12 protein-coding genes are annotated in these 21,603 nt (G+C 42.4%); all 12 read right to left on the reverse strand.

Annotation, left to right across the window (positions count from 1 at the left end):
• Positions 1-84: 84 nt before the first annotated feature.
• The 12 genes from metK to MKY16_RS22665 all read right to left on the reverse strand — a co-directional run bounded on the left by metK (position 85) and on the right by MKY16_RS22665 (position 21,511).
• Positions 85-1,287 carry a methionine adenosyltransferase gene (metK, locus tag MKY16_RS22610; protein WP_013312298.1) on the reverse strand — a complete coding sequence of 401 codons (1,203 nt, stop codon included), beginning with the start codon at positions 1,285-1,287 and terminating at the stop codon, positions 85-87.
• A gap of 333 nt (positions 1,288-1,620) precedes the next feature.
• A complete protein-coding gene (locus MKY16_RS22615) occupies positions 1,621-1,911 on the reverse strand; it encodes an alpha/beta-type small acid-soluble spore protein (RefSeq protein WP_340957103.1) in 291 nt (96 codons plus the stop codon).
• 143 nt (positions 1,912-2,054) lie between these two features.
• Complete coding sequence (locus tag MKY16_RS22620; RefSeq protein WP_165146201.1) at positions 2,055-2,633, reverse strand: hypothetical protein; 579 nt, start codon at positions 2,631-2,633, stop codon at positions 2,055-2,057.
• Positions 2,634-2,678: 45 nt separating this feature from the next.
• Positions 2,679-4,217 carry a stalk domain-containing protein gene (locus MKY16_RS22625; protein WP_340957106.1) on the reverse strand — a complete coding sequence of 513 codons (1,539 nt, stop codon included), beginning with the start codon at positions 4,215-4,217 and terminating at the stop codon, positions 2,679-2,681.
• 99 nt (positions 4,218-4,316) lie between these two features.
• Complete coding sequence (locus MKY16_RS22630; protein ID WP_340957109.1) at positions 4,317-6,740, reverse strand: copper amine oxidase N-terminal domain-containing protein; 2,424 nt, start codon at positions 6,738-6,740, stop codon at positions 4,317-4,319.
• Between the two features lie 541 nt (positions 6,741-7,281).
• Positions 7,282-8,628, reverse strand: coding sequence for an efflux RND transporter periplasmic adaptor subunit (locus MKY16_RS22635; protein WP_340957112.1), 1,347 nt, complete (start codon positions 8,626-8,628; stop codon positions 7,282-7,284).
• Between the two features lie 19 nt (positions 8,629-8,647).
• Complete coding sequence (locus MKY16_RS22640) at positions 8,648-11,785, reverse strand: efflux RND transporter permease subunit (protein ID WP_340957621.1); 3,138 nt, start codon at positions 11,783-11,785, stop codon at positions 8,648-8,650.
• 352 nt (positions 11,786-12,137) lie between these two features.
• Positions 12,138-16,157 (reverse strand): S-layer homology domain-containing protein, encoded by a 4,020-nt coding sequence (locus tag MKY16_RS22645; protein ID WP_340957114.1) that lies wholly within the window; start codon positions 16,155-16,157, stop codon positions 12,138-12,140.
• 189 nt (positions 16,158-16,346) lie between these two features.
• Positions 16,347-17,477, reverse strand: a complete 1,131-nt coding sequence (locus MKY16_RS22650) for a glycosyltransferase family 4 protein (RefSeq protein WP_029514606.1) — start codon at positions 17,475-17,477, stop codon at positions 16,347-16,349.
• Positions 17,478-17,613: 136 nt separating this feature from the next.
• Entirely contained in the window at positions 17,614-18,375 is a 762-nt protein-coding gene (locus MKY16_RS22655; RefSeq protein WP_029514607.1) for a WecB/TagA/CpsF family glycosyltransferase, read from the reverse strand.
• 8 nt (positions 18,376-18,383) lie between these two features.
• Entirely contained in the window at positions 18,384-19,520 is a 1,137-nt protein-coding gene (csaB, locus tag MKY16_RS22660; RefSeq protein WP_340957117.1) for a polysaccharide pyruvyl transferase CsaB, read from the reverse strand.
• Positions 19,496-21,511 carry a DUF5693 family protein gene (locus MKY16_RS22665; protein ID WP_069010004.1) on the reverse strand — a complete coding sequence of 672 codons (2,016 nt, stop codon included), beginning with the start codon at positions 21,509-21,511 and terminating at the stop codon, positions 19,496-19,498. Before MKY16_RS22665 ends, csaB begins: the two co-directional genes overlap by 25 nt.
• Positions 21,512-21,603 lie beyond the last annotated feature (92 nt).

Below are 21,603 nucleotides of genomic sequence, written 5' to 3' on the forward strand. Positions count from 1 at the left end.
AAACACATCAAAAAAAGACTGTTCATGCAAAGCATGAAACAGTCTTTTTGGGTTATTGCTTTTATTTTGATAAAATACAAGGAATTACAGTCCCGCTTGTTCTTTTAGAATTTCAGCTTTATCTACGCTCTCCCATGGTACATCCAAATCTGTACGGCCAAAGTGACCGTAAGCAGCAGTTTGCTTATAAATTGGACGACGCAGATCCAACATGCGAATAATGCCTGTTGGGCGCAGGTCAAAGTTATTTCGGATCAATTCAACCAGCTTTTCATCGCTTACTTTACCCGTACCGTATGTATCGACGTTAATCGAAACAGGCGTAGCTACACCGATGGCATAAGCAAGCTGAATTTCTACTTTGTCTGCCAATCCAGCTGCTACGAGGTTTTTCGCTACATAACGAGCAGCGTAAGCAGCGGAACGGTCCACTTTGGTCGGATCTTTACCGGAGAATGCTCCCCCGCCGTGACGCGCATACCCACCATACGTATCCACAATAATTTTACGGCCTGTCAGACCTGCATCTCCTTGAGGACCACCGATAACAAAGCGTCCTGTCGGATTAATGTAATACTTAGTTTGCTCATCCAGTAATTCGGCAGGAACAACTGGCAAAATAACCTTTTCTTTGATGTCTGCTTGAATTTGCTCCAAAGTAGTATCCTCCGCATGCTGCGTAGAAACTACAATAGCATCAATACGAACAGGTTTACCATTTTCATACTCTACCGTTACTTGGGTTTTACCGTCTGGACGAAGGTAATTCAGTGTCCCATCCTTACGCACTTCAGACAAGCGCCGTGCAATACGGTGAGACATAGCGATAGGCAAAGGCATCAACTCAGGTGTCTCGTTCGTAGCAAAACCAAACATCAATCCTTGATCTCCAGCCCCAATGTTTTCCGTTTCTTTATCTACTTCAGCAGGATCACGGCTTTCCAAGGCAGCATTAACCCCTTGAGCGATGTCCGGCGACTGTTCATTCAAAGAAGTCAATACAGCGCAAGTATTATAGTCGAAACCGTATTTCGCACGTGTATAGCCAATTTCCTTAATCGTATTACGTACAATGGATGGAATATCCACGTATTCCGATTTGGAACTGATTTCCCCAATGACGAGAACGAGACCAGTAGCTACCGATACTTCACATGCTACCCGTGCATTAGGGTCATTAGCCAGAAAGGCATCCAATACAGCATCGGATATCTGATCACAGATTTTATCCGGATGGCCTTCTGTTACAGACTCGGACGTGAACAAATGACGGCCTTTTACAGACATGAATTTCAACCTCCCACAATTAAAATACATGAGGATTTAATAAAAAAATCCTGACATGGTAATGGCATTATTCAGATACCTTCAAGCCATCAAATGGCGGGAGGTATCTTGTTACACCTGATTAATAAAAAATGAACCTTCTCCGGTAGGAAAAGGTTGCGTACAAGCCTCAAATGCCATGATATCCTATTTAAAACAAGGTGTCAATTCGTGTCACCCAATGACAACATTCGAAATTAGGGTAAGTCTACCTGCAAACCATTTTTGATTTACATGTAAATTACCCCAGATTTACGCTACTATATGTTCAAAAACTGTAGAAATTATTGCAACTTACAATGTACCATATTCAGATAAGCTACGTTCAGCAGATTGTATCAGTCGCTTAGTAATTTCACCACCAACCGAACCGTTCTGTCTTGAAGTTAAATCACGCCATTCTACATTCCCGCCCCCCGCAAACTCCCCCAATTCTGCAGCAAATTCACTGTCAGCCTTAGGTTGTATATGTGTATATTGGGGATTATAAACAGGTAGCCCAAACTCAGCAGCGATTTCATACTTCAAATCATCTAACCTTGCACGACTTTCGGGAATTAATCGTCTTTGACCTCTTGACGCCATCTCGTATACACCCTCCACTAAATGTATTGTCTTTCATGGGGTTAGTGTGCAGCGATTAGGTTCAACTTAGCCAAGAACAATTTGCTATCCCAAACAGTATTTAAGAAAAAGAGCCGCCGAAAGCAGCTTAAATACAAAACAGTTTACTGAACAGAATAACCGCCTCGTACCATAACGACCAGACCAAACTTCTGACCTTCTTTTACTTGAATACCTCTTCCTTCTCTAGGAAACGATAATAAATGATTTTTTTCGACAGCCTGATTATGAACAATTTCCGTTCCAGAAGTAATATCAATAGCCCCACTGGCATCCATACTATACACAACAGCATAACCATTACGTAAAATAAATTCCGAGCCTGCTTTGGCAATCAGTTTTTGACCAGGCTTTACATCAACAACCTTTAAAACCTCTGTCTGCTCTGGTGTGGAAGTTTTTCCTGCACTAGAAGTTCCTGACGCCGTTGTGTTAGAGGTAGCGTTTGTCGCTGGAGTAGGCGAACTAGTCGTTTTACTACTCGTGTTACTTGCGGGCACTCCACCTTTGATTGCCTGGGCAATTTTTTGGTCAACATAGCTTTTGGTTACGACTGGATCATCAGCTGTACCAGGTTGTCCAGAACTGGAGGCTCCGTTAACTGAATTGTTCATTAAGGAGCCTGCTACAATTCCTCCCCCAAGTAAAGCTGCAGCCAACGATACTTTATAGCGTGATTTCATGAAGTCCTCCTACAGCAGGTTATAGCAAGTATAGTTAAGTTTTAATTATTGCGCGCTTGCTCCAGCGGAACCTTGTAAAACCCAAGGTTTTTCATAAGCCATCTTCAATGTATCAATACTTATAACCAGATCTTCCGCTTGCTGTTCTGTACTCGTCACCTTCAGATTTGCGTCAAACACCTGAAGCTCCGTAGCTAATCCCACATCAAATTGTTTTTTTGCCATATCCGCTGCACTGCGTGCACTAACCAAACCAGCTTGAAGTTGTGAGTATTGGCTCTCTAAACCTTTAATAGTATTATAGGCATTTCTTACAGCCTCTTCGAGTTGTCTCTTTGTACCTTCTGTAGCAAGTTGAGCTTTCTCCACATTGAGCTGCTCAGCTTCATAAGGCGTGTTTCCAGGAGTGCTAAAGTTGTAAAGCTTCAAGTTTAATTCAGCCAAATCCACTTTTTGCTCGCTTAACCAAATGGCAGTGCTACTAGTAAGTACTTGGCTTACTGTAGTCTCTACATTACTTTTAAATTCAGAATAGACAGGCTTATCCTTCAATTCATAACGTTGTTCGGGCTTGTAGCCAATAAGTTGGTTCAAGGCTAAAAAAGCACTATCCAAGTCTTTTTGAGCCTTGTCTAAAGCTGCCTTGTTTTGAGTTACCAGATTCGTTGCTTGGGTAACCTCATAGTCACTGGACATTTGGTTATCTCTTTTAATTTGTGCAACTTTCAACTTGCGCTCTGCATCTTCAATATTCAAAACAGCCAACTTAACGGCATTTTGTTTTTGAAGAAGCTTATTATAAAGATCCTTCACGTTATATTGAATGCCTTCCTTTGTCATGTCCAAATTCTTCTTTGCCGCCTCATAATTAAGGTTGGTTTGAGCATAACCCTTAAAAGCTTTATCAGAAGCTTCAACGCCTGCCTCAGCAGGAACAAAGTCGATATTCTTACCCGCTTCTTTCATGATTTTCCCAGCTTGATCAATACTATTTTCTACTGTTTTGATCGATGTGCTATCAGCAATGGCCAGTTTAACTGCATCATTATAGGTCAAAGAATCATTATAGTAGGTATCATAAGTAACTTGGGTCACAGGAGTTGCGAGAGGCTTACTGGACAAACTATTGGTTTGGTCGTCAGTAGTACTACCATTAGCTTGATTGGAAATGGTCACTGTTCGTGTAGCCTGATCCCAATTTACTTTGGCGCCTAATGATTGGCTCACAAAACGTAAAGGAACGAGTACTTGACCCTTTTGAATTTGAGTTGCTGCATCAAGCTGTACAGGATTACTATTTTTGTAAGCAAGTTTAGAACCAACATTTAAAGTTAACGTATCGTCATTTTTAGAGGCTGTCACTTTTTTAGCTTTGCTGTCCCAATCGACTTTCGCACCCAAGCTTTCGAAAACTCCACGCAGAGGCACCAAGGTTGTATTTTGACTAACAACCGGGGACTGGGTATATTGCTGAGTTACACCGTTAATAATAACCTTTATACCACCTGGTTGAGCTCCTGCAAGACTGGCGAACGCAGAAGAAAGAACCAATGTGGACAGTACTGCCACTCCAAAACGTTTCATAATTTCTCTCCTTTGTCAATAAGACTAATAAAAGAAAAGGGCTCCAAAAGGAACCCTCTTCTCATCTAATTCAGTTAACTCAAAAGAGTTGCTCTTAAATTAGTTTTTGTTTTCAACAGTAACTGTTTTTGCAGTTGCATCATAAGTGATGGATGCATCCAGCGCTCTGCTCACCCAAGCGATTGGCAGTACAGTACGGTTTTTGTTAGTTACAGCTTTAACGTCCATACGAATCACAGAACCGTTAACAGTCAACAGGTTTGTGTTCAGTTTGATTTGAGCAACAGTGCTACCTTTGATCAGGGTAACTGTGGAAGTTGCTTTGTCAAACAGGATGTTTTGTGGGGATACACCCAGAGCTTCAGCTGCATAACGTACTGGCAAGTAAGTGCGTCCGTTTTCAGCATAAGCAGCTACTTCTGCTGTTTTAGTTTCGCCGTTCACAGTGTAGGAAGTACTTCCCAATGTGAAGACAGCTTTAGTTTTAGTAGCACCTGGAGCTGGAGTTCCAACAGTTGCGATTGCTACTTCAGCAGCTGCAGTGTTGTTGTCTTTCCAGTTTTGAGTGTTTTCGCTACCTCTGTAAGCAGTGTAAGCTACAGCACTACCTTTCAACTTAGCAACAATGTCGCCTTGAGCTACAGTACGGTCAACAGTCAGCTTAGGAGCCGAAATTGTGATTGTACTTGGAGTAGCACTTTCGCTGTCGATGTAGAAGCTCAGACGGCCTTTGTTGCTATCGCCGTAAGTATCAGTAGATACGCTCTTCACTTTAACATCACCAGCTGTTACTTTCACTTCTGGAGTAGAAGCAAAACGTACGCCTACTGGCAATTCCAAGATTACTTCACGGCTACCATCTTTCTTAACAAAAGCTTCTTTAGCAGCTTCAGTGATTGTGATATCGCCAACTTGTTGATCGCCCAGACCGATTGTCAAGGTAGGTTTGGAAGCAGCAGCCAAAGTAACTGCTTGTTTCACAGTTGCAACTTTAACAGTACCGCTCAAACCTTGGCTACCAGCAACTTCAACGTTCAGATCGCCAGAGAAACCTGGTTGCGTAGCTACTTCAACATTTTTAAGTTTCAAACTACCAGCGTCAGTTGTGCTGTTAGGATTATTGAAAGTCAGTTTCAAAGTACGTTTATCGGAATCAGTGTAAGATACTTCTGCGTTACCCAGACCATTAGTATTCTCCATAGATCCTGAGAAACTTGAACCTGGATCTTTGTCATCAAAAGTCGACTGCCAACGAGCACCTTCAGGCAAGCGCAATGTCACAGTACGCTTTTCAACAAAAGAATCAGCAACTTTTTCCTTAATTACGATGTCACCAATTTTTTGTTCGTCGTGACCAGCAAGAATTGTTGTTGGAGTAGCAACAGTAACTCCTCCACCAATTTCTCCATAGTTACCTACTACAAGAGTACTAACATCAGTAGATGCATTTCCGGAGATACTTGCTACAACATCGCCTTCTTTAGCGCTTGTTTCATCATCAACATAGAATCCAACAGGCAATTGGAAAGAAGTTTCTTTCGATGTCTTAGCAGACAGAGACAACTCCAATGTATCACCATCAGGATCATAGTTCACTTTCACATCTTTATCACCATACAAAATGGTAGCAGCTTCTACAGGCTTAGCATCCCATTTAAAACCACTAGGCAATTTCAGTTTAATTGTGTTAGTTTCCAAAGCACCAGCCGTTTGTTCTTTAACTTTCAGAGTTGCAGTGAAACGTTCTTGGCTAGATACAGTATCAGCAGCCGACAAGGAAACCTGGCCGGAAGATACTACATTAGCAATTGTTACTTCACCACTAGTGATACCGCTATTGCTGTCTGCATCAATAGCGACTTTGACCGGACCAGTGCTTGGTCCTGTAACATTCATGTTCAGGAAATTCAGGTAGATTCCAAGATCATCATTAGTATTATCAAAATTAACTTGTACTCTAACAGTACTATCATTCAATGGCGTTACAGTCACTGGATTTTCAATATCTCCAGAGTTATTTTTCAAACCATTGTCATCCATTTCAACAAATACACCCATACCATATGTTGTACCGTTATAAGTAGCAGATGCTACACTACCATAGTTCTTTTGTGCAGAACTATCATTGTGTCCAGATACACCAATAACGCCGGCATAATTTTCAAGCTTATTTCCAGTAACTGCCGAACCGTTAAACTTAATACCTTTAGGCAATCTTACAGTAAAAGAAGAACCATTAGTCACAGCAGCTTTACCAATGTTCACTTTCACTCTACCCAGTTGTGCGTTTTTTTCTGCGGAAGAATTAAGAGATGGAGTATTAATTGTTTGGTAGCTAGAAGCTGCATGGATTGCAGTTGGTGCAGTCAATGCTGCGATTGGAGCTGCTACACCAGCAATCAATGTTGCTGTTGCCAGCACGTTAATCATTTTTTTATTAAACTTTGTCATAACCTTTTTTTCTCCTCCTTGAATATAACCAGAAATATTATTTTTGTCTTTTTGTCGGATCTTGTCACTCATCAGTCGTTACACCTCCTTTCCGAGCTTTATGAGAACCCTTATAAAATGATATCTGTGACAATATCACAGAAGCTTGGAATCTAGTTGAAAGAAAGCGTCCATTTATGACGTACTCCAGTATTATACAATGTGATAACAATGCAGTAAAGATTTTTTTTAGCGAATTTTGTCTTTACGCTTTTGTACCCCTTTGTTTCATACTCACCCAATTAGACGTAGCATGGGTTCAAAAAGTTGCGTCCGTTTCAAAAAAATTTTTATTTTTTTGAATTATGTATTCCGCTTTCCACAGTCATAATTATACTCTTGATCCTGTTCCTCCGTCATCCTACAACTTTTACCTCCTCAACCTTAAATGTACAAGGGTTATTTTCGTACATTTGAGTCAGTCTATAATGGAGTATATTCGGTAAGAATTATCCATAGAATATATAAAGTACATAAAGTCTATAGATTCCCTTGAAATCTAATACTCTAATACACTTTAAGTAGTAGAAATGACGGAGTAACAGTGATTTACCGTAAATATAGCCGTGACAAATTACTTCACTACATTAATCTTCGCGCCATCCGTAAGCAGACTAACGCCCTTAACGACAACATTTTGTCCTTCAGCAAGCCCCTTGGTTACCTCAACCTGTTTGGCACTTTCCTGGCCTGTCTGCACCTCTACCCGCTTAGCCACTGTTCCTTCCACTACATAAGCATACTTTTTCCCTGCCTGCTCCGTAATGGCATCCTGCGATACCAAAATGTTTTTAGGAGCTTCTGATTTCATGTATACAGTTACAACCATCCCTGATTTTAATTCGCCAGAACCATTAGGAACTGATACCTCAACAGGGTATGCCTTCAGATCATTATCCATTACCGGATTGACAGCCGATACTTTGGCCTCAATTCGCTTATTTAACGAGTCCACGCCTACAGTCACAGATGAACCCACCTGCATCTTGAGAAGCTCAGATTCAGAAACGTTAACTTTAGCAATAATAGGATTGGTATTCGCTATTGTAGCAACCGCGGATTGTGCACTAACCATTTGCCCTTGGGTTCCTGTTACTACCGATATCGTACCGGAAATCGGAGCTTTGACCACAGTATCCACCAGTTGGCTACGCGCTGTGTCTAAACTGGACTTAGCTTGATTGACAGAAGCACGAGCTACGTCAATGCCTGTTTTCTGTTGGGCAAGTCGTAATGATTTTTGAGCATTGCTATATGTTGTTTGCGCACTTTGCTTGGACGTTTGTGCATTGTGAAGTGTGATCTGCGCATTCTCCACTGCAGTTAAAGCCCTTCTATGCGCTATTTGAGACTGCTCTAACTCAGATTGTGATAGAGCGCCCGCACTAAACAACTGTTGGTTGCGGTTGAGCGTATTTTGAGCATCACGCACGGAACTCTGAGCATCGACCAGACTGGTCTGAGCTTGGGTGATGGTGTTGTCTTGCTGGACAAGCGCACTTTTGGCTTGATCCACGCTGGATTCTGCCTGCTGTACCGATTGCGCTGCACCTGACTCTGCTTGTTTTAAATTGGCCAGGGCAACCTGGTAAGACTCCTGGGATTGCTTAATCGAGTCCTGCAAGTCCTTTTGGTCTATAGTAAACAATGTGTCGCCTTTATTTACTTTTTGGCCCACTGTAAGGTTAATACTTTGAATTTTACCACTAATTTTCGGAGACACCTGAGCTGTCTCTTTGGGAGCAAAGCTTCCAATAATACCTGTTGAATCGTTAATACTACCTTTAGCCACTTTTGCTACTTGAACTGGAATGGCTTGCTGCGCCGTAGTCGTTGCGGCAGGGGCCTCTCCCCCACCGCAACCCGCTAATGCAACTGATAAAAGCAAAGTTGTAGCAATCAGAGCACTTTTTTTATTCATTATGTTTCTCCACCTCACCTTATATATGAACACTTTTTTGTAGTTTCGCTTCTTTTTTCAATTCTCTCTTCGCTTGTCTTTTTAATTTCCGATTCTTACGTTTTTGTATCATATTATCCATGATGACGTAGACTACCGGAATAAGAATCAATGTAATAACAGCTGCGAAGGATAACCCGAATACAACAACAACTGCCATCGGTGCTTGTGTTTCGTTACCCTCTCCTGTAGCGAATGCCATTGGGAGCAAAGCTAGTACAGTAGCCAGCGTGGTCATCAAAATCGGACGCAACCGCTCAGACGCTCCATGAATAATAGCTTCATCCCGATCTTGGCCTTCTTTTCGGAGCTGAATTATAAAGTCAATCATAACTATGGCATTGTTGACGACCAAACCGACGAGCATGATGTAACCCGTCAAAGCTGAAACGCTGAGGCTCGCCCCGGTTACAGCTAAACCGATAAGCACACCAATTACCGTAGGTGGAACGGAAAACATAATAACAAACGGTGTGAGCAACGATTCGAACTGTCCTGCCATAACCATATAAATGAGCACGACAGATAGCAAAATAGCTATCCCTAAGTTTATAAAAGACTCCAGCATTTGTTCATTTTGTCCACCACCCGTGTCTGCACTGTAGCCTTCTGGGAAGTGAGTACTCTTCAAAAGAGCATCTATTTTTTGATTAATAGTAAGAATATCCCCTGTTCCATCAATATCAGCTGTAATCTGCACTTGACGCGTTTGGTCTTCACGAGTAACAGTATCGGGTACAGTCCGTTTATCAATACTTACTACGGAAGACAAAGGTACATCAATACCTTGCGAAGTGGTAATCCGTAAGGCTTTAAGATTTGACAAATCATGGCGGTTTTGCTCTGGCAACGATATCTTCACATCAATCTGATCTTCACCTGTACGATAGCTTGTGGCGACTGATCCATTAAAAGAAGTATTCACTGCTGATAAAATTTGAGTTGCTGATAAGCCGTATCGACTCGCAAGCTCCCGATTAACGGTAATCTCATATTCTTCGCGAACAGCACTCAAGGTACTTTTCACATTGACCGTACCCGGTATGTTTTTTACGTCCGCAACGAGATTGTCTGAAAGTTCTCTCAGGACGTCAATATCGTCACCTTTTAAGTTAATATTAACAGCCGCTCCGCTTGAAAGGCCTGTTGTAGACGCCATTGTAATCTCTGCATCCGGAATGCTATCAAATTTCTTACGAAGGCCCTCAACTACACCATCTGTTGGCTGATGTCCATCCTTCAGCGTTACGCTTAGATCCGCCGAATTAGTTGGAGCTGCCCCTGAATAACCAGAATTGCCACCAGAACCAACAGTCACTGTCATTTTATCTAGATCCGGAACTTTCAAAATTTCTTTTTCTATATCTTGAACAACCTTTTCCGTTTCTTCCAAGACCGTTCCATTAGGAAGTTTCACGTTAATTGTGAATTCCCCAGTATCGGATGCTGGGATAAATTCAGCTTTAACGAAAGGAACTAGAGCCCCAGCTGCCACAAACATTAATAAAGTAATAATTAACACAGATTTTCTATGGTTAATTCCCCACTTCAGTATACGGCGATACCCACTCTTAAATTTCTCGAAGCCAATATTAAACCACACAATAGGGTTAACACCCTTATAAGTACCTGAAGAATAAATGGATTCATCTGGCACGGTAGGTAGCCAACGTGAGCCCAGCATCGGCACAATCATAAGGGATACAAGCAAGGCTGCAATGTGAGAGAAAATAACGGTTAACGCCAACGGTTTAAATAGAACTCCCGCAATTCCGTCAACAAAAACAACTGGTAAAAATACTACGATCTGCGCAAGTGCAGATGCCATAACGGCATTACCCACCTGCTTGGAGCCATCAATAGCCCCTTGTAGCATGCTTTTCCCTTCATGTCGCTGTCTAAAAATATTCTCAATAATAACAACCGCAAAATCGACAAAGGATCCTAACCCCAGAAGCAAACCGCTCAGTGAAATAATATTAATGGTTTGTCCGGTGAAATACATCATCATAAACGTAGCTACGAAGGAAATTGGAATAACGATAGTAGCAATAATGGTAGAACGTATACTATTCAAAAATAACAGCAACACAATAGCTGCGATAATAACTCCCAATATAGCATGCTCTACTAATGAGTGTACGGAGTCACTAATGGGTTTGGATGCATCTGTTACCATCTCCAATTGAGTTCCCGGAGGCAATTCCTTCCGTATCGAATCTAAACTATCCTTTACAGAATCGGCGATTGAAAGGGTATTCCCTCCTGTAGCTTTAGTAACAGAAATATTGATACTTGGCTTTCCGTTATAGGTAGAAATGGTTGTAACATCATCCAAGGAATCTTCAACTTTCGCGATGTCCTTTAGCTTAATGCTTCCCTTCCCTACTGGAATTGGCGTTTCACCCATTTCTGAAACAGCTTTGTATTCACCTTGAACCCGAAGTTGGATTTCTGTATTGCCTCGGTACACCGAACCAGCAGAACCCGCTACGTTATTAGACGATAGCGCTTGGCTGATTTGATCTAACGTAATGCCATAGCTTTGAAGTTTGGCTTGATCTACGGTAATCTTCACAAGCCGAGCCTGCCCACCTGACATGTTGGCTGCAGCTACTCCCGCAATTCTTTCAAGCCGCGGCTCAATAATATCTTCAGCAATAGGCTTCAACTTGTTAATATCCTGGTCTCCTGTAAGAGAGAGCGTAATAACCGGCGTTGCGTTGAGATCCACCTTAAGGACACGCGGCGAATTAGCCGCCTTGGGAAGAGACCCTTTAACCCCATCAACTTTATCTCGCATGTCGAGGGTTGCTTGATTGATATCTACTCCCCAGTTAAATTGAATCATGACCATAGATGTTCCTTCTGAAGACTCGGACATGACTTTATCCACGTTCTCAATAGAAGCCAGACTTTTCTCAATAGGTTTAGTAACCAATTCCTCAACTTCTGTAGGCGTTGCATTTGGAATACTAGTCACCACTGCAGCGAATGGCAACTTCATATCCGGCATTTGCTCTACAGGAAGTCTTAACGCAAAAATACCGCCCCCGATTAACAAAGCAATAATTAACATAAATACTGTTACAGGACGGCGTATTGAAAACTGAGACATCTCATCACTCCCCACTCACTTCTCTATGTAATATTTAAGCACACACATCCACTACTACGATGAAATAAGCGTAAAGTTTCAGATAAATGCGCAAAAAAAACATATAAAAAAATAATAAACACATTTTGAGATAAAAGCTTAAAAAAAAGAAATTAATTACAGACGTTTAAGCTAAATCCAAAATAAAAAACGTTGTAAGGCTAATCCAAAGTTCTTACCTCATTGATATTATGGCATAGGCCCTTAATTCCAGTCAAATAGCTGATTTATAAAAAACATCCCTCTCATGTATATGAAAGGGAATTTCCATTTCGCATGGAGGGATGTTTAATAATTTCAGGTGTTTTGTTAATTAGATTTTAGGAAGCAGCTTTTTATCAGCCATAACTTTAGCTACAATAATGGCTGCATCTCCACGCAAGGTCAGGGAAGTAGGATTAAACATATATCCTTTTTTCAGATCGCTTGCATCAACAGGTGAACCCGTAATAAAGCCTTTCTTGGCAATAGCCAACACAGATGCCTGTGCATAGTAATCAATTTTGTCCGCATCTTTAAAGGTCTTAGACAGATTCTTCATGATCTTGTCATGATCTGTTTCAAGCTTCAAATTCAATGCCTTAGCGATAATGACTGCTGCATCTTGGCGTGTGATTACATCTTCCGGCATAAAGATTCTTGGTTGCGAACCTTTGACAATACCAGCGCGTGCAGCTGTTTCAATATAACGATAATCATAGAGCGCATCTGCTGATATTGTATTTGGAATAGACACGTCGTCGAAATGCTTCGCTCCACTGAAATTAAGCGGAATTTGCAGACCTTTGACAATCATAGACGTGAATTCGCCTCTTTTAATGTAGCTGTCAGGTCCAAAGCTATTAATTGGATCCATTGGGTTCATGACACCTTTGGCCAAGATAGCTTCGATGTAATCTCTAGCGTATTTGTGCTTAATGACATCACTATACGTTTCTCCAACCTTAGCAACTACATAGTAGCCGAAACGATCAAACGGTACCTTAATGGTATGTTTTTTCGGATCCACCACACCACCAATGTTCTGCCAATCTTTAAGATCAGAATCGAAATAGAACACTGTCATTTGTTTCCCTGCATCCTGAGCAATACTGCTATCATACGTCAGCGTCAATGTAGCGCGCTTGGATGGTACTAACTCGTTAGATGGGTCGCGCCAGTAGAAGTTTTTGATCTTGCTACTGTCATTTTGCGACTTGTTAGCCAATTGATAAGGATCGGCACCATAAGTTACCGGATCGTAAGCATCCGTTTTGATATCATCTGCTGTACCTGGGTCAATCCAGAATACTGGACTCGACATGTTAAAACGAGTTGGGAAATCTCTGTTAAAGTATCTGCTTCCATCTGCAATCAAGCTCTTCATATCGGATAATGCTTTTTCAGTTTCGAATTCATGACGGTCTACCACACCATCTTCGTTATTTGCTATCGCAAAGTATAAAGTATGGCCAGAAAAAACCTGGTTTTTGAATTGCTGTGGTTGATCGTAATCCCGACGAATCAGACTCGTTCCCTTTGCAAAAGCAAGTGTAAGGTTACCATCAAACACTTTGTGCGATGTTTTCATCGCTTCCATGTACTGCTCGCCAGGAATATTTGTAGGCACATATTTAACAGTAATGGTCTGTTTCAGTTTTTCTTTGCCTACTGTAACCACTACGTCAATTTTATTATCTTTGTTGGCTTTTAGACCTGTAACGATGGCTTTGTAAGTTGATGGATAATCAATGGTACCATCATAATCAGAGTCGAATCCCTCTTGAACTGCTGTTTCTTTACCTACCATAACACTGTCTGCATTACCTGCATTCACGACAACTTGCACAAAGTTTTGGTTCACGATTCTCTTTTCAGGGAGCGGACGCAAAATATCAAAAGATGTGGATTGGCCGGATACTTGCAGTCGGAAAGTAGCAAATGGTCCGCTCTTACCGCTATTGTACAAGGTAATGTTATAAGCTACTGGTGTTCCATCTTGCGAAATGGTTTGGTTTTTCAACACAAAGCTAAAATATTTTTTGTCCGGATGATAGTACACAAGCAGGTCTTTCAAATCTTTATTTGTAAATTTATCTGTAGTAGAACCGGAATTGTATGTTGTCTTAGCATCTTCTGCTGAGAAAAACTCGTTACTCAGTGTCCAGTTGACTTCACTGTCATCCGATCCCTTAATCTCCAAAATATATTGATCTTTATTAGCAATATCACTTAATGAACCATTTACCTGATCTGCTTTACCCAAATCAGCAATACTGAAAGTACCAAATACATTGATATTTTTCAGAGATGTATTGTAGTTAGTATCATCCACTTTGGTGAAATTAGCATCTTTTGATTTCGGAGCAATTTCGCTATATTTCGGCGTACTGCTCAAGCCGCTAACTGGTGTAAAAGGGATGATTCCTTGTGTATTGGGAACAGGAATTACTGGAATATTCGTCTGTGTAAAGTTTACTTTTACCGTATTGCTATACTCAATACCTGGCTTGTATACAAACTTGATTTCATTATTCCCGTTCGCCAAGGCATTGGCTGCGGCTGTCTCCGAGGAAGCAGCAAGCTTGAAGTTCGCTCCTGAACCATCCAGATCAACCAATACATTATTAACATACAGGAATACATTTCGGTTACTTCCAGTGTAATGAATATCCGCTGCGTTGCTCACATCAAGCAATTTACCTTTAAAGTAGCCCAGTTGAGTCAATTTATAGGTATTCAAGTTTGAGCTGGATGTATTTAACGGAATTTGTTGCCCATCATAAATCGTATCGTATTTCATGAACGGACCCTGCAACAGATTCACCGTTGCTTTAATTAATTTGGTCGAGTCGCCATTCAGGTAGAAATTCAGTACGTTTTGTCCTTCTTTAGGCAAAGTGTCTACATAAGCAACGATTTTCTTCACTTGTGTTGACTTACCATTGATTGTCCGAATCACATCTTGAGGTGATCCTACAGTATGAACTGACACACCAGAAAGTTCACTAATTGAAGAAGGTGCACCGTTAACAACGATGAACTCCATACCAACAGGAACAGATGGAGCATCTGTAGTCTTGTTCTTCATAGAGCTTCCAGTTAATTTCAGAGCTTCATCTATAGCAGCTGCTTGATCAGACCCGCTTCCCTTAATTCTGCTCAACAATTGATTATTAAAATCAGGAAGATAGTTAATATCATCAATATACGGTTGAGTGCTGCTGCGCAATGTAAATTGGACAGCCGATGGAGCTGGAGGTGTACTACTATCCGTATAGGTTATCCCCAGAGATGCCCTGGTCAAATGATCAATAACAGCTTCTGAAGGTACAGTCACCTGAAATGGATATACTTTATAACCATTTGATGTAACCACATTTGCAGTATCAATTGTGGCATCAACTCCAGTCGCACTACCCACAGCGCTACCATTGTTACTCACATCGGTAAAACGCGCATTGATTGTGGCAACTCCTGGATCGGTTGGACCGCCTGGCACCAAAACATTACCTTTTAAAACCACACCACTTGTAGACGATACGGTAAAGTCAGGCGAAGTGGTCAGATCGGCAGAAACATTCCCATCCTTGTTCAAGGTCAAATCAGAGAATTCCGGTTTTCCCGTATAAATCGTAATTTCACGTGTAACTGTAAGAGCCTGAGTTCCGTTATTCACTTTAATATTCACTATATTTTTACCTGGACTGAGTACCACACTACCTGTTAATTTATATGCGGTATAAGAGTTAACTGTATACGTATTACTGCTTTTTGCAGACGTAAGCGTTACACTGTCGGCATTAGGCGCCGTACCTTGAATGACTACTTTAACATCATCCGTACCGCTATTGCGAGCGTCTGTTAACACAGCTGTCTGGTTCTCTACTAATTGTTCTGTTTCACCATTCAGCGTAGCAGACAGATCATAAACCTTGGGTCCATCCTGGTACTCTACGTAAATAGAATCCTTCATCTCAGCCGAGTTTTGGCTACTTTGGAATGTAATTCGGTTCAAACCAGGAAACAGTTTGATGTCTGTAATTTGAAGTGTAGAGCCACTGACCGTAATTCCGCCTTTTTGACTCTCATTTTTATTCACCACATTAAGGGTCGTTCCATTTTTAGAGAGCTGGAATACACTATATGATATCGTGCTTCCGTTCACTCCGTTAATCGTACCGTTAACTGTAATACGGTCGGTGTTCACCGATCTGGCCGAATCCGCATCATACTTCTCATTTGGAAAAATGAAATAAGTTCCTGTCGCAGCATGAGCCGTACCTACCAGGGCCGCCGGCACCAAGCCAATGATGAGACCAACCGTCAGCAACATGGATAGCAATCGTTTCAAATCATTGTCCTCCTTTGATTCTGTCGCACCTTGGGGTACGTAATCATTCAATACTTTTTTTATCGGTAGTAAACATACAAAAAATTAGTAAATTCTCAAAAAAGGAGGGAGTTTTTTTACAGCAAACATCAAAAAGCCTTCAAACCCGCGGTATACCGCCAAGCTTGAAGGCTTACTTTTAAATTAAAATTATAATTTCGAACGCGTCTGGGAATCTGGCTTAGCCAACAACCGAATCAGTGTGTTAATAACTGGGCGTTTGGTTTTGCCAACAAGACCAATAACCTCTGCACCGATCTGTAGGAAGAACATCATAATACAAATCACGACAAAGGTAACCCAGTTCGCTTCATTAAGCGCAGCAGACGATTGAATCACGGCCAATACACCGAAAAATGCAGCAATACCGTAGATAATCAACACCGTCTGTCTGTGACTGAAACCTAGTTCGCGTAGGCAGTGATGCAAATGACCTTTATCCGGAGAGAAAATCGGTTTTTTCTGCAACTTGCGACGAATGATAGCAAAGAATGTATCTGACAATGGTACACCGATAATAATCAATGGCGTAATAAAAGATACGATAGCAATTTGCTTGAAACCAAGCATGGATAGCATGGCCAGACAGAAACCTAAAAATAATGACCCTGTATCACCCATAAATATTTTTGCAGGATGAAAGTTAAAAAATAGGAATCCGATAATACTGCCCAGCAGCACAAGACAAAGCATAGCTACCATGTAATTACCCATCAATATCGACATCACAAAAATAGTTCCAATCGCAATGCCTGAGACACCTGCAGCCAGTCCATCCAGACCGTCAATCAAATTGATGGCATTCGTTACACCTACGATCCAAAAAATCGTAAGTGGAATGGAAATCCAGCTTTCCAAAGATGAGTATGCATCCTGAAAAGGTACATTTACAAAATCTACACGAATATCAAAAGCAAACACGACCATACACGCAACGGCAATTTGAGCCAAAAATTTCAATTTTGCATTGAGATCGAAACGATCATCGAGAGCACCAATCAGTGTAATCAGCGTACCGCCAATCAGAAAGGCTGCGATAAAGTTAATATCCCGAGAGGACAGCATTCCGTCAGGCACAAAAGGTAACACCGCCAATAAGGACAACAGAAATGCCAAGAAAATCCCCAGTCCGCCAAGACGCGGCATAATTCGGGTATGTACTTTTCGGGCATTCGGTACATCGACGGCTCCAACCTTCACAGCGAATTTCTTGACGAGCGGTGTCAGTAACAGCGCAAGTCCCAGTGCCATGATGAACCCAATAATATAGATCAATAACATTTGATCATTCGACCCCCAATTTTAAAGCAATCCCTTTTCAGATGTAACCGCATTGAATTATACTCTGATCAAAAATAAATACCAAGCTTCATATTCTGGCAAATTAGCGGGTTTTGGAGGCAGTTCAAGCTATTTATCACACTTTTGTGACGTTTTCTTTTTCGCGCATCACTTTCGCGGCGAATTTCGGCAGCGCAAGCATTCTTTTGTAACGGCTTGGCTCTTTGAGGAGTCTATATAACCATTCAGCCCGTAGCTTTTGAAACAATTTAGGTGCGCGTTTGGTTCTGCCTGATATAACATCGAAGCTGCCGCCAACCCCCATCATCACCGGTACACCCAACTTTTCCTTATATTTACCAATCCAGGGTTCCTGTGTGTCCGCTCCACGTGCTACAAACAATAAATCAGGATTTGCTTCACGAATAGCTGCAATTACGGCTTCATCCTCTTTTGGTCCAAAAAAACCATCACGCTTGCCACAAACCGTAATTGCGGGATAAAGCTCATGTACCCGCTTTGCGGTGGCTTGAATCACCTCAGATGTTGATCCCAGTAAATAAACCTTCCAATGATAGTTTTCGCCAGCTGCAAGTAATTCATGTAACAAGTCAAAGCCCGCTACACGCTCAGGTACAGGATGTCCTACATAGTTTGCAGCCCACACTACGCCGGTCCCATCCGGGACAATCAGCTCCGCCTGTTTCATAACGTTCATGTACACTGGATCTTCCAATGCTGCCATTACCATTATCGGATTGGCAGTGATCACTTGATGGGGCCGGCGAGACTCCACTGCTTGAATTAATACATTTAATGTATCTTTCATATTAAGCCTTGATACCGGAACACCGAAAATCGGGACGGTAGGCACATTCGTAACCTTATCAACTGTCACTGTATCCATCATCCTTTGCGACACAAGTAATTAACGATATGCTGCGCCGGTAAGCGAGCCTCACTTTTTAACAAAGCAATGGCCGCTCCCTGGCTCTCGATCCATTGACTTCGCTGATCCAGCAACCGCATAGACTCATTAGCCAGTTTTTGTCCATCCAGTGCCTCTGTAGTGCCTACAGGCTGGCTACCGACACGGCTGAGGAAATGATCAATTTTAGGATCATAGGATATCCCCAACGGAGGCACCTGATGGGATGCTGCATAGATCAAGCTGTGTAATCGCATCCCGATCATCAAACTGCAACGACTCACTTCCAAAAGCATCTGTTGAGGATCGGTGACTTGATCACACATGCTTACAAGGCTTCCCGTCCCCCTAATATCCCCCAACAAATCCATTACCATCCTTGAAGCCTGCTCGTCATCAGGCAGATGAAAAGGTAAAAAACGTAAGTGTACACGGCGCTCAGCAGCTAATTTTTTTAAGCCCTCCGCGATAGCCTTCAAATCGCGGCGTTCCTTATCCCAGTAACGTACAGATACGCCAACGATCGGGGATTGATCCTGATCAGTCTCAGTTGCTGCTTTATGCAGCTCGGAACCTCGGGGTAATGGAAGCCCCATTACCGGATCAGGAACAACTTCGACAACCGGGTTCTTTAGTTTCATAGTATCCAGTAGTGCGGCAGACTGCTCATCTCTTACAGAAACATATTCACAGCGCTGAAACACAGAACGGATCATAGGATAAAATATCTTCCGTTGTACTGGACCAATGCCCTGAGCATATACAAACGTCGGCTTTCCAGCCCATTGGGCCAGTTTCAGAATCGCCAGATAATACGGAATACTTTTAGGGCTTGTTGCATCCTGGAGCAGACTCCCGCCGCCACTTATTAGCCCATCGCTGTTTTTAATCGCTCTACGAACTTCCCCCAAACTCATCCGCGGTACAGCTTCTACTCCGTACATTTTCTGTGTCCAAGCAGGGTCAGAAGATAGAACAACAGGCTTGACCGTGATACCCGCCTGACGGCTCTCCTCCTCTAAAGCTGTCAAAATCGACTTGAGCACCGCCTCATCCCCACTATTGTGAAAGCCGTAATAACCCGAGATGATTATCGTTTGAGCTGTGGTGACCATTTCTTCCAACACCCTTCCAGCACTTGCCACACGACAATTGCGATGATTCCCAGCACCAGACCGAAGCCCAATCCTAACAGCCCGCGACTAAGCGACAGTGCCGCTGGAGAGTGAATGTGAGCAAAGGTATCCACCATAGAGGCTTGACCAATAGCAGCTATAATCAGCAAATAGATTGCTTTGCGATATTTCAAACTCAGGAACGCTCCTGCAATAAACAGTGGGTGAGCCATCAAAAATTCCTTATTGCGTGGACGTACACCAAACGCATTTTCAAGGAAGTTCCGGAATGCCAGCTCCGTGTTCGACACTGTGCCCGCATTTCCAGTACGAGTCAAATAGTAATAACCTGCGGCTGCGATAACAGCCAGTGCGATCACCCACAATACAGTAATCGGCGTACGTAGCAGCTTGGAAATTTCCTCTCGTATCGAAACGCCACGATAAAAGAAAATATATATCGCTGCCAAGAAGATCGGCAGAATGTGAAGCAAGCTTACACCTCTGAATTGGTTCAGCACAAGGCTGTAAGCAATACTATTCAACAGAGCAATAACAAATGGTACTGCAGCCAGCGACAAAATCGCTGTCCGTACGTACAGTATAAGCGTTTGAACCAAACGCTGACCTGCAGAAAGTTCAGCCCCCTGTTCACGTTTAATTCTAATCGTGTGCACAGCAATGATCATTGCAACCGTTGGTCCGCTAATCGCCGCGAGTAGGGCTAGACCTTGCTCCATCAAGCTGGAGTTCAAAACATAAAGTCCTGCTGAACCTACCAAACCGAGTGCAAATGCCAGCAAAGTCAATGCCGGGACGAAATAGGACACCATAATGGAGAAGAATGCCAGTGCACCTAGTACGACAATCATTTTCAGATAGCGCTGAATGGACGAATCGACTACTTGGAATGGTTCAGCCTGTCCGAGTTCAAACCCCTTTTTCTCCATCCGTTGTACAGCGTTACCCGGCTTGTCCAAGCTGTGGATCAGGTTATCTACCGAATCCTTCACCTTGGCTTCAGCAATACTACGGCTAGGCGCGGTATTCAGATACAACATGCGAATATTACGATCCTTGGTAGCCAGCGCAAAACGATCGGCCAACGTTTCCACATCGAGCGTTGCATCTTTATCGCTCAATGAGTATAAACGCACAACGTTATAGTGGATATCGTAAGCGAGCTTATTGAAGCCTGCTTGCGGTTTTTTTAAGTTTTCGATAGCAGCTAGGCCAATATCGTATTTGTTCAGCAATTTAGCAAATGCCGCTAAGCTATGCTCTTTCTCGTTATCGGTGAAGCCTTTGACTGAATCACCTTCAAACAAAATGCGTTTTACACCATTCTGCTGAAAAGAAGCAAGCATCTCTTCTGTCAACTCCTGGTTATAAGGAAGACTGTCGCTCATCCGTGGAACAATAAAAAATCCTTTGCTCCGAAGCTGCTTCATCGCAATCGGGTCAGGCTGCATGGGCTTGAGGTACGCATCCTCTGGAGATGTTTCCACAACTAACCCTTCCTGTCCCTGATAAGTCCAAGGTTTTACATTGATGTCCAGGCTTGTAAACGTACGTAAAATTAACGGCTTTAATGCCTCCGCATTTTCTTTGTCAGCAAAAACAATATACGTAAAATTCTCATTTGCAGGTGAAAGCCGTTTTTCCATATCGGCAACGTTCTGAGTCGTATAGGTTACGACACGGCCCGCTTTACGAAAATCATCCAACGTACTTTCATACATCGCCATGCTGTTCACACCCGCCTGCTGTAAGCGGTCAAGCTGCTCATTCAGATAGTCCTGCGGATGAGCCTGATACGAGGCTGCCTCCGTCAAATCCCGATAATCGAATACAATCTCTACTTTTTTACTCGAGGATTCTGTCTTCACACGATCGGCGATGACTGGAATGGAAGCCAGCAAGCCGACAGCCACCAAAATCCATAACCATTTTCGAGAAGCCGTATTCCAATACTGCCATTTCTGATACACCAAAGAACCTCCTTAATATTCGGGATTTTGCAAAATTCAATGCTGCCCACCTTGTCGTACTCAGCCTTTTGGTAGGTCACTCATTGAATTTT

The organism is Paenibacillus sp. FSL L8-0641 (genome assembly GCF_038006265.1).
Lineage (GTDB): Bacteria > Bacillota > Bacilli > Paenibacillales > Paenibacillaceae > Paenibacillus > Paenibacillus polymyxa_D.

Bases quoted from the DNA above. Each gene is read 5' to 3' on its own strand.
- metK (WP_013312298.1), bottom strand. From the start codon at position 1,287: ATGTCTGTAAAAGGCCGTCATTTGTTCACGTCCGAGTCTGTAACAGAA.
- MKY16_RS22615 (WP_340957103.1), bottom strand. From the start codon at position 1,911: ATGGCGTCAAGAGGTCAAAGACGATTAATTCCCGAAAGTCGTGCAAGG.
- MKY16_RS22620 (WP_165146201.1), bottom strand. From the start codon at position 2,633: ATGAAATCACGCTATAAAGTATCGTTGGCTGCAGCTTTACTTGGGGGA.
- MKY16_RS22625 (WP_340957106.1), bottom strand. From the start codon at position 4,217: ATGAAACGTTTTGGAGTGGCAGTACTGTCCACATTGGTTCTTTCTTCT.
- MKY16_RS22630 (WP_340957109.1), bottom strand. From the start codon at position 6,740: ATGAGTGACAAGATCCGACAAAAAGACAAAAATAATATTTCTGGTTAT.
- MKY16_RS22635 (WP_340957112.1), bottom strand. From the start codon at position 8,628: ATGAATAAAAAAAGTGCTCTGATTGCTACAACTTTGCTTTTATCAGTT.
- MKY16_RS22640 (WP_340957621.1), bottom strand. From the start codon at position 11,785: ATGTCTCAGTTTTCAATACGCCGTCCTGTAACAGTATTTATGTTAATT.
- MKY16_RS22650 (WP_029514606.1), bottom strand. From the start codon at position 17,477: ATGTTATTGATCTATATTATTGGGTTCATCATGGCACTGGGACTTGCG.
- csaB (WP_340957117.1), bottom strand. From the start codon at position 19,520: ATGGTCACCACAGCTCAAACGATAATCATCTCGGGTTATTACGGCTTT.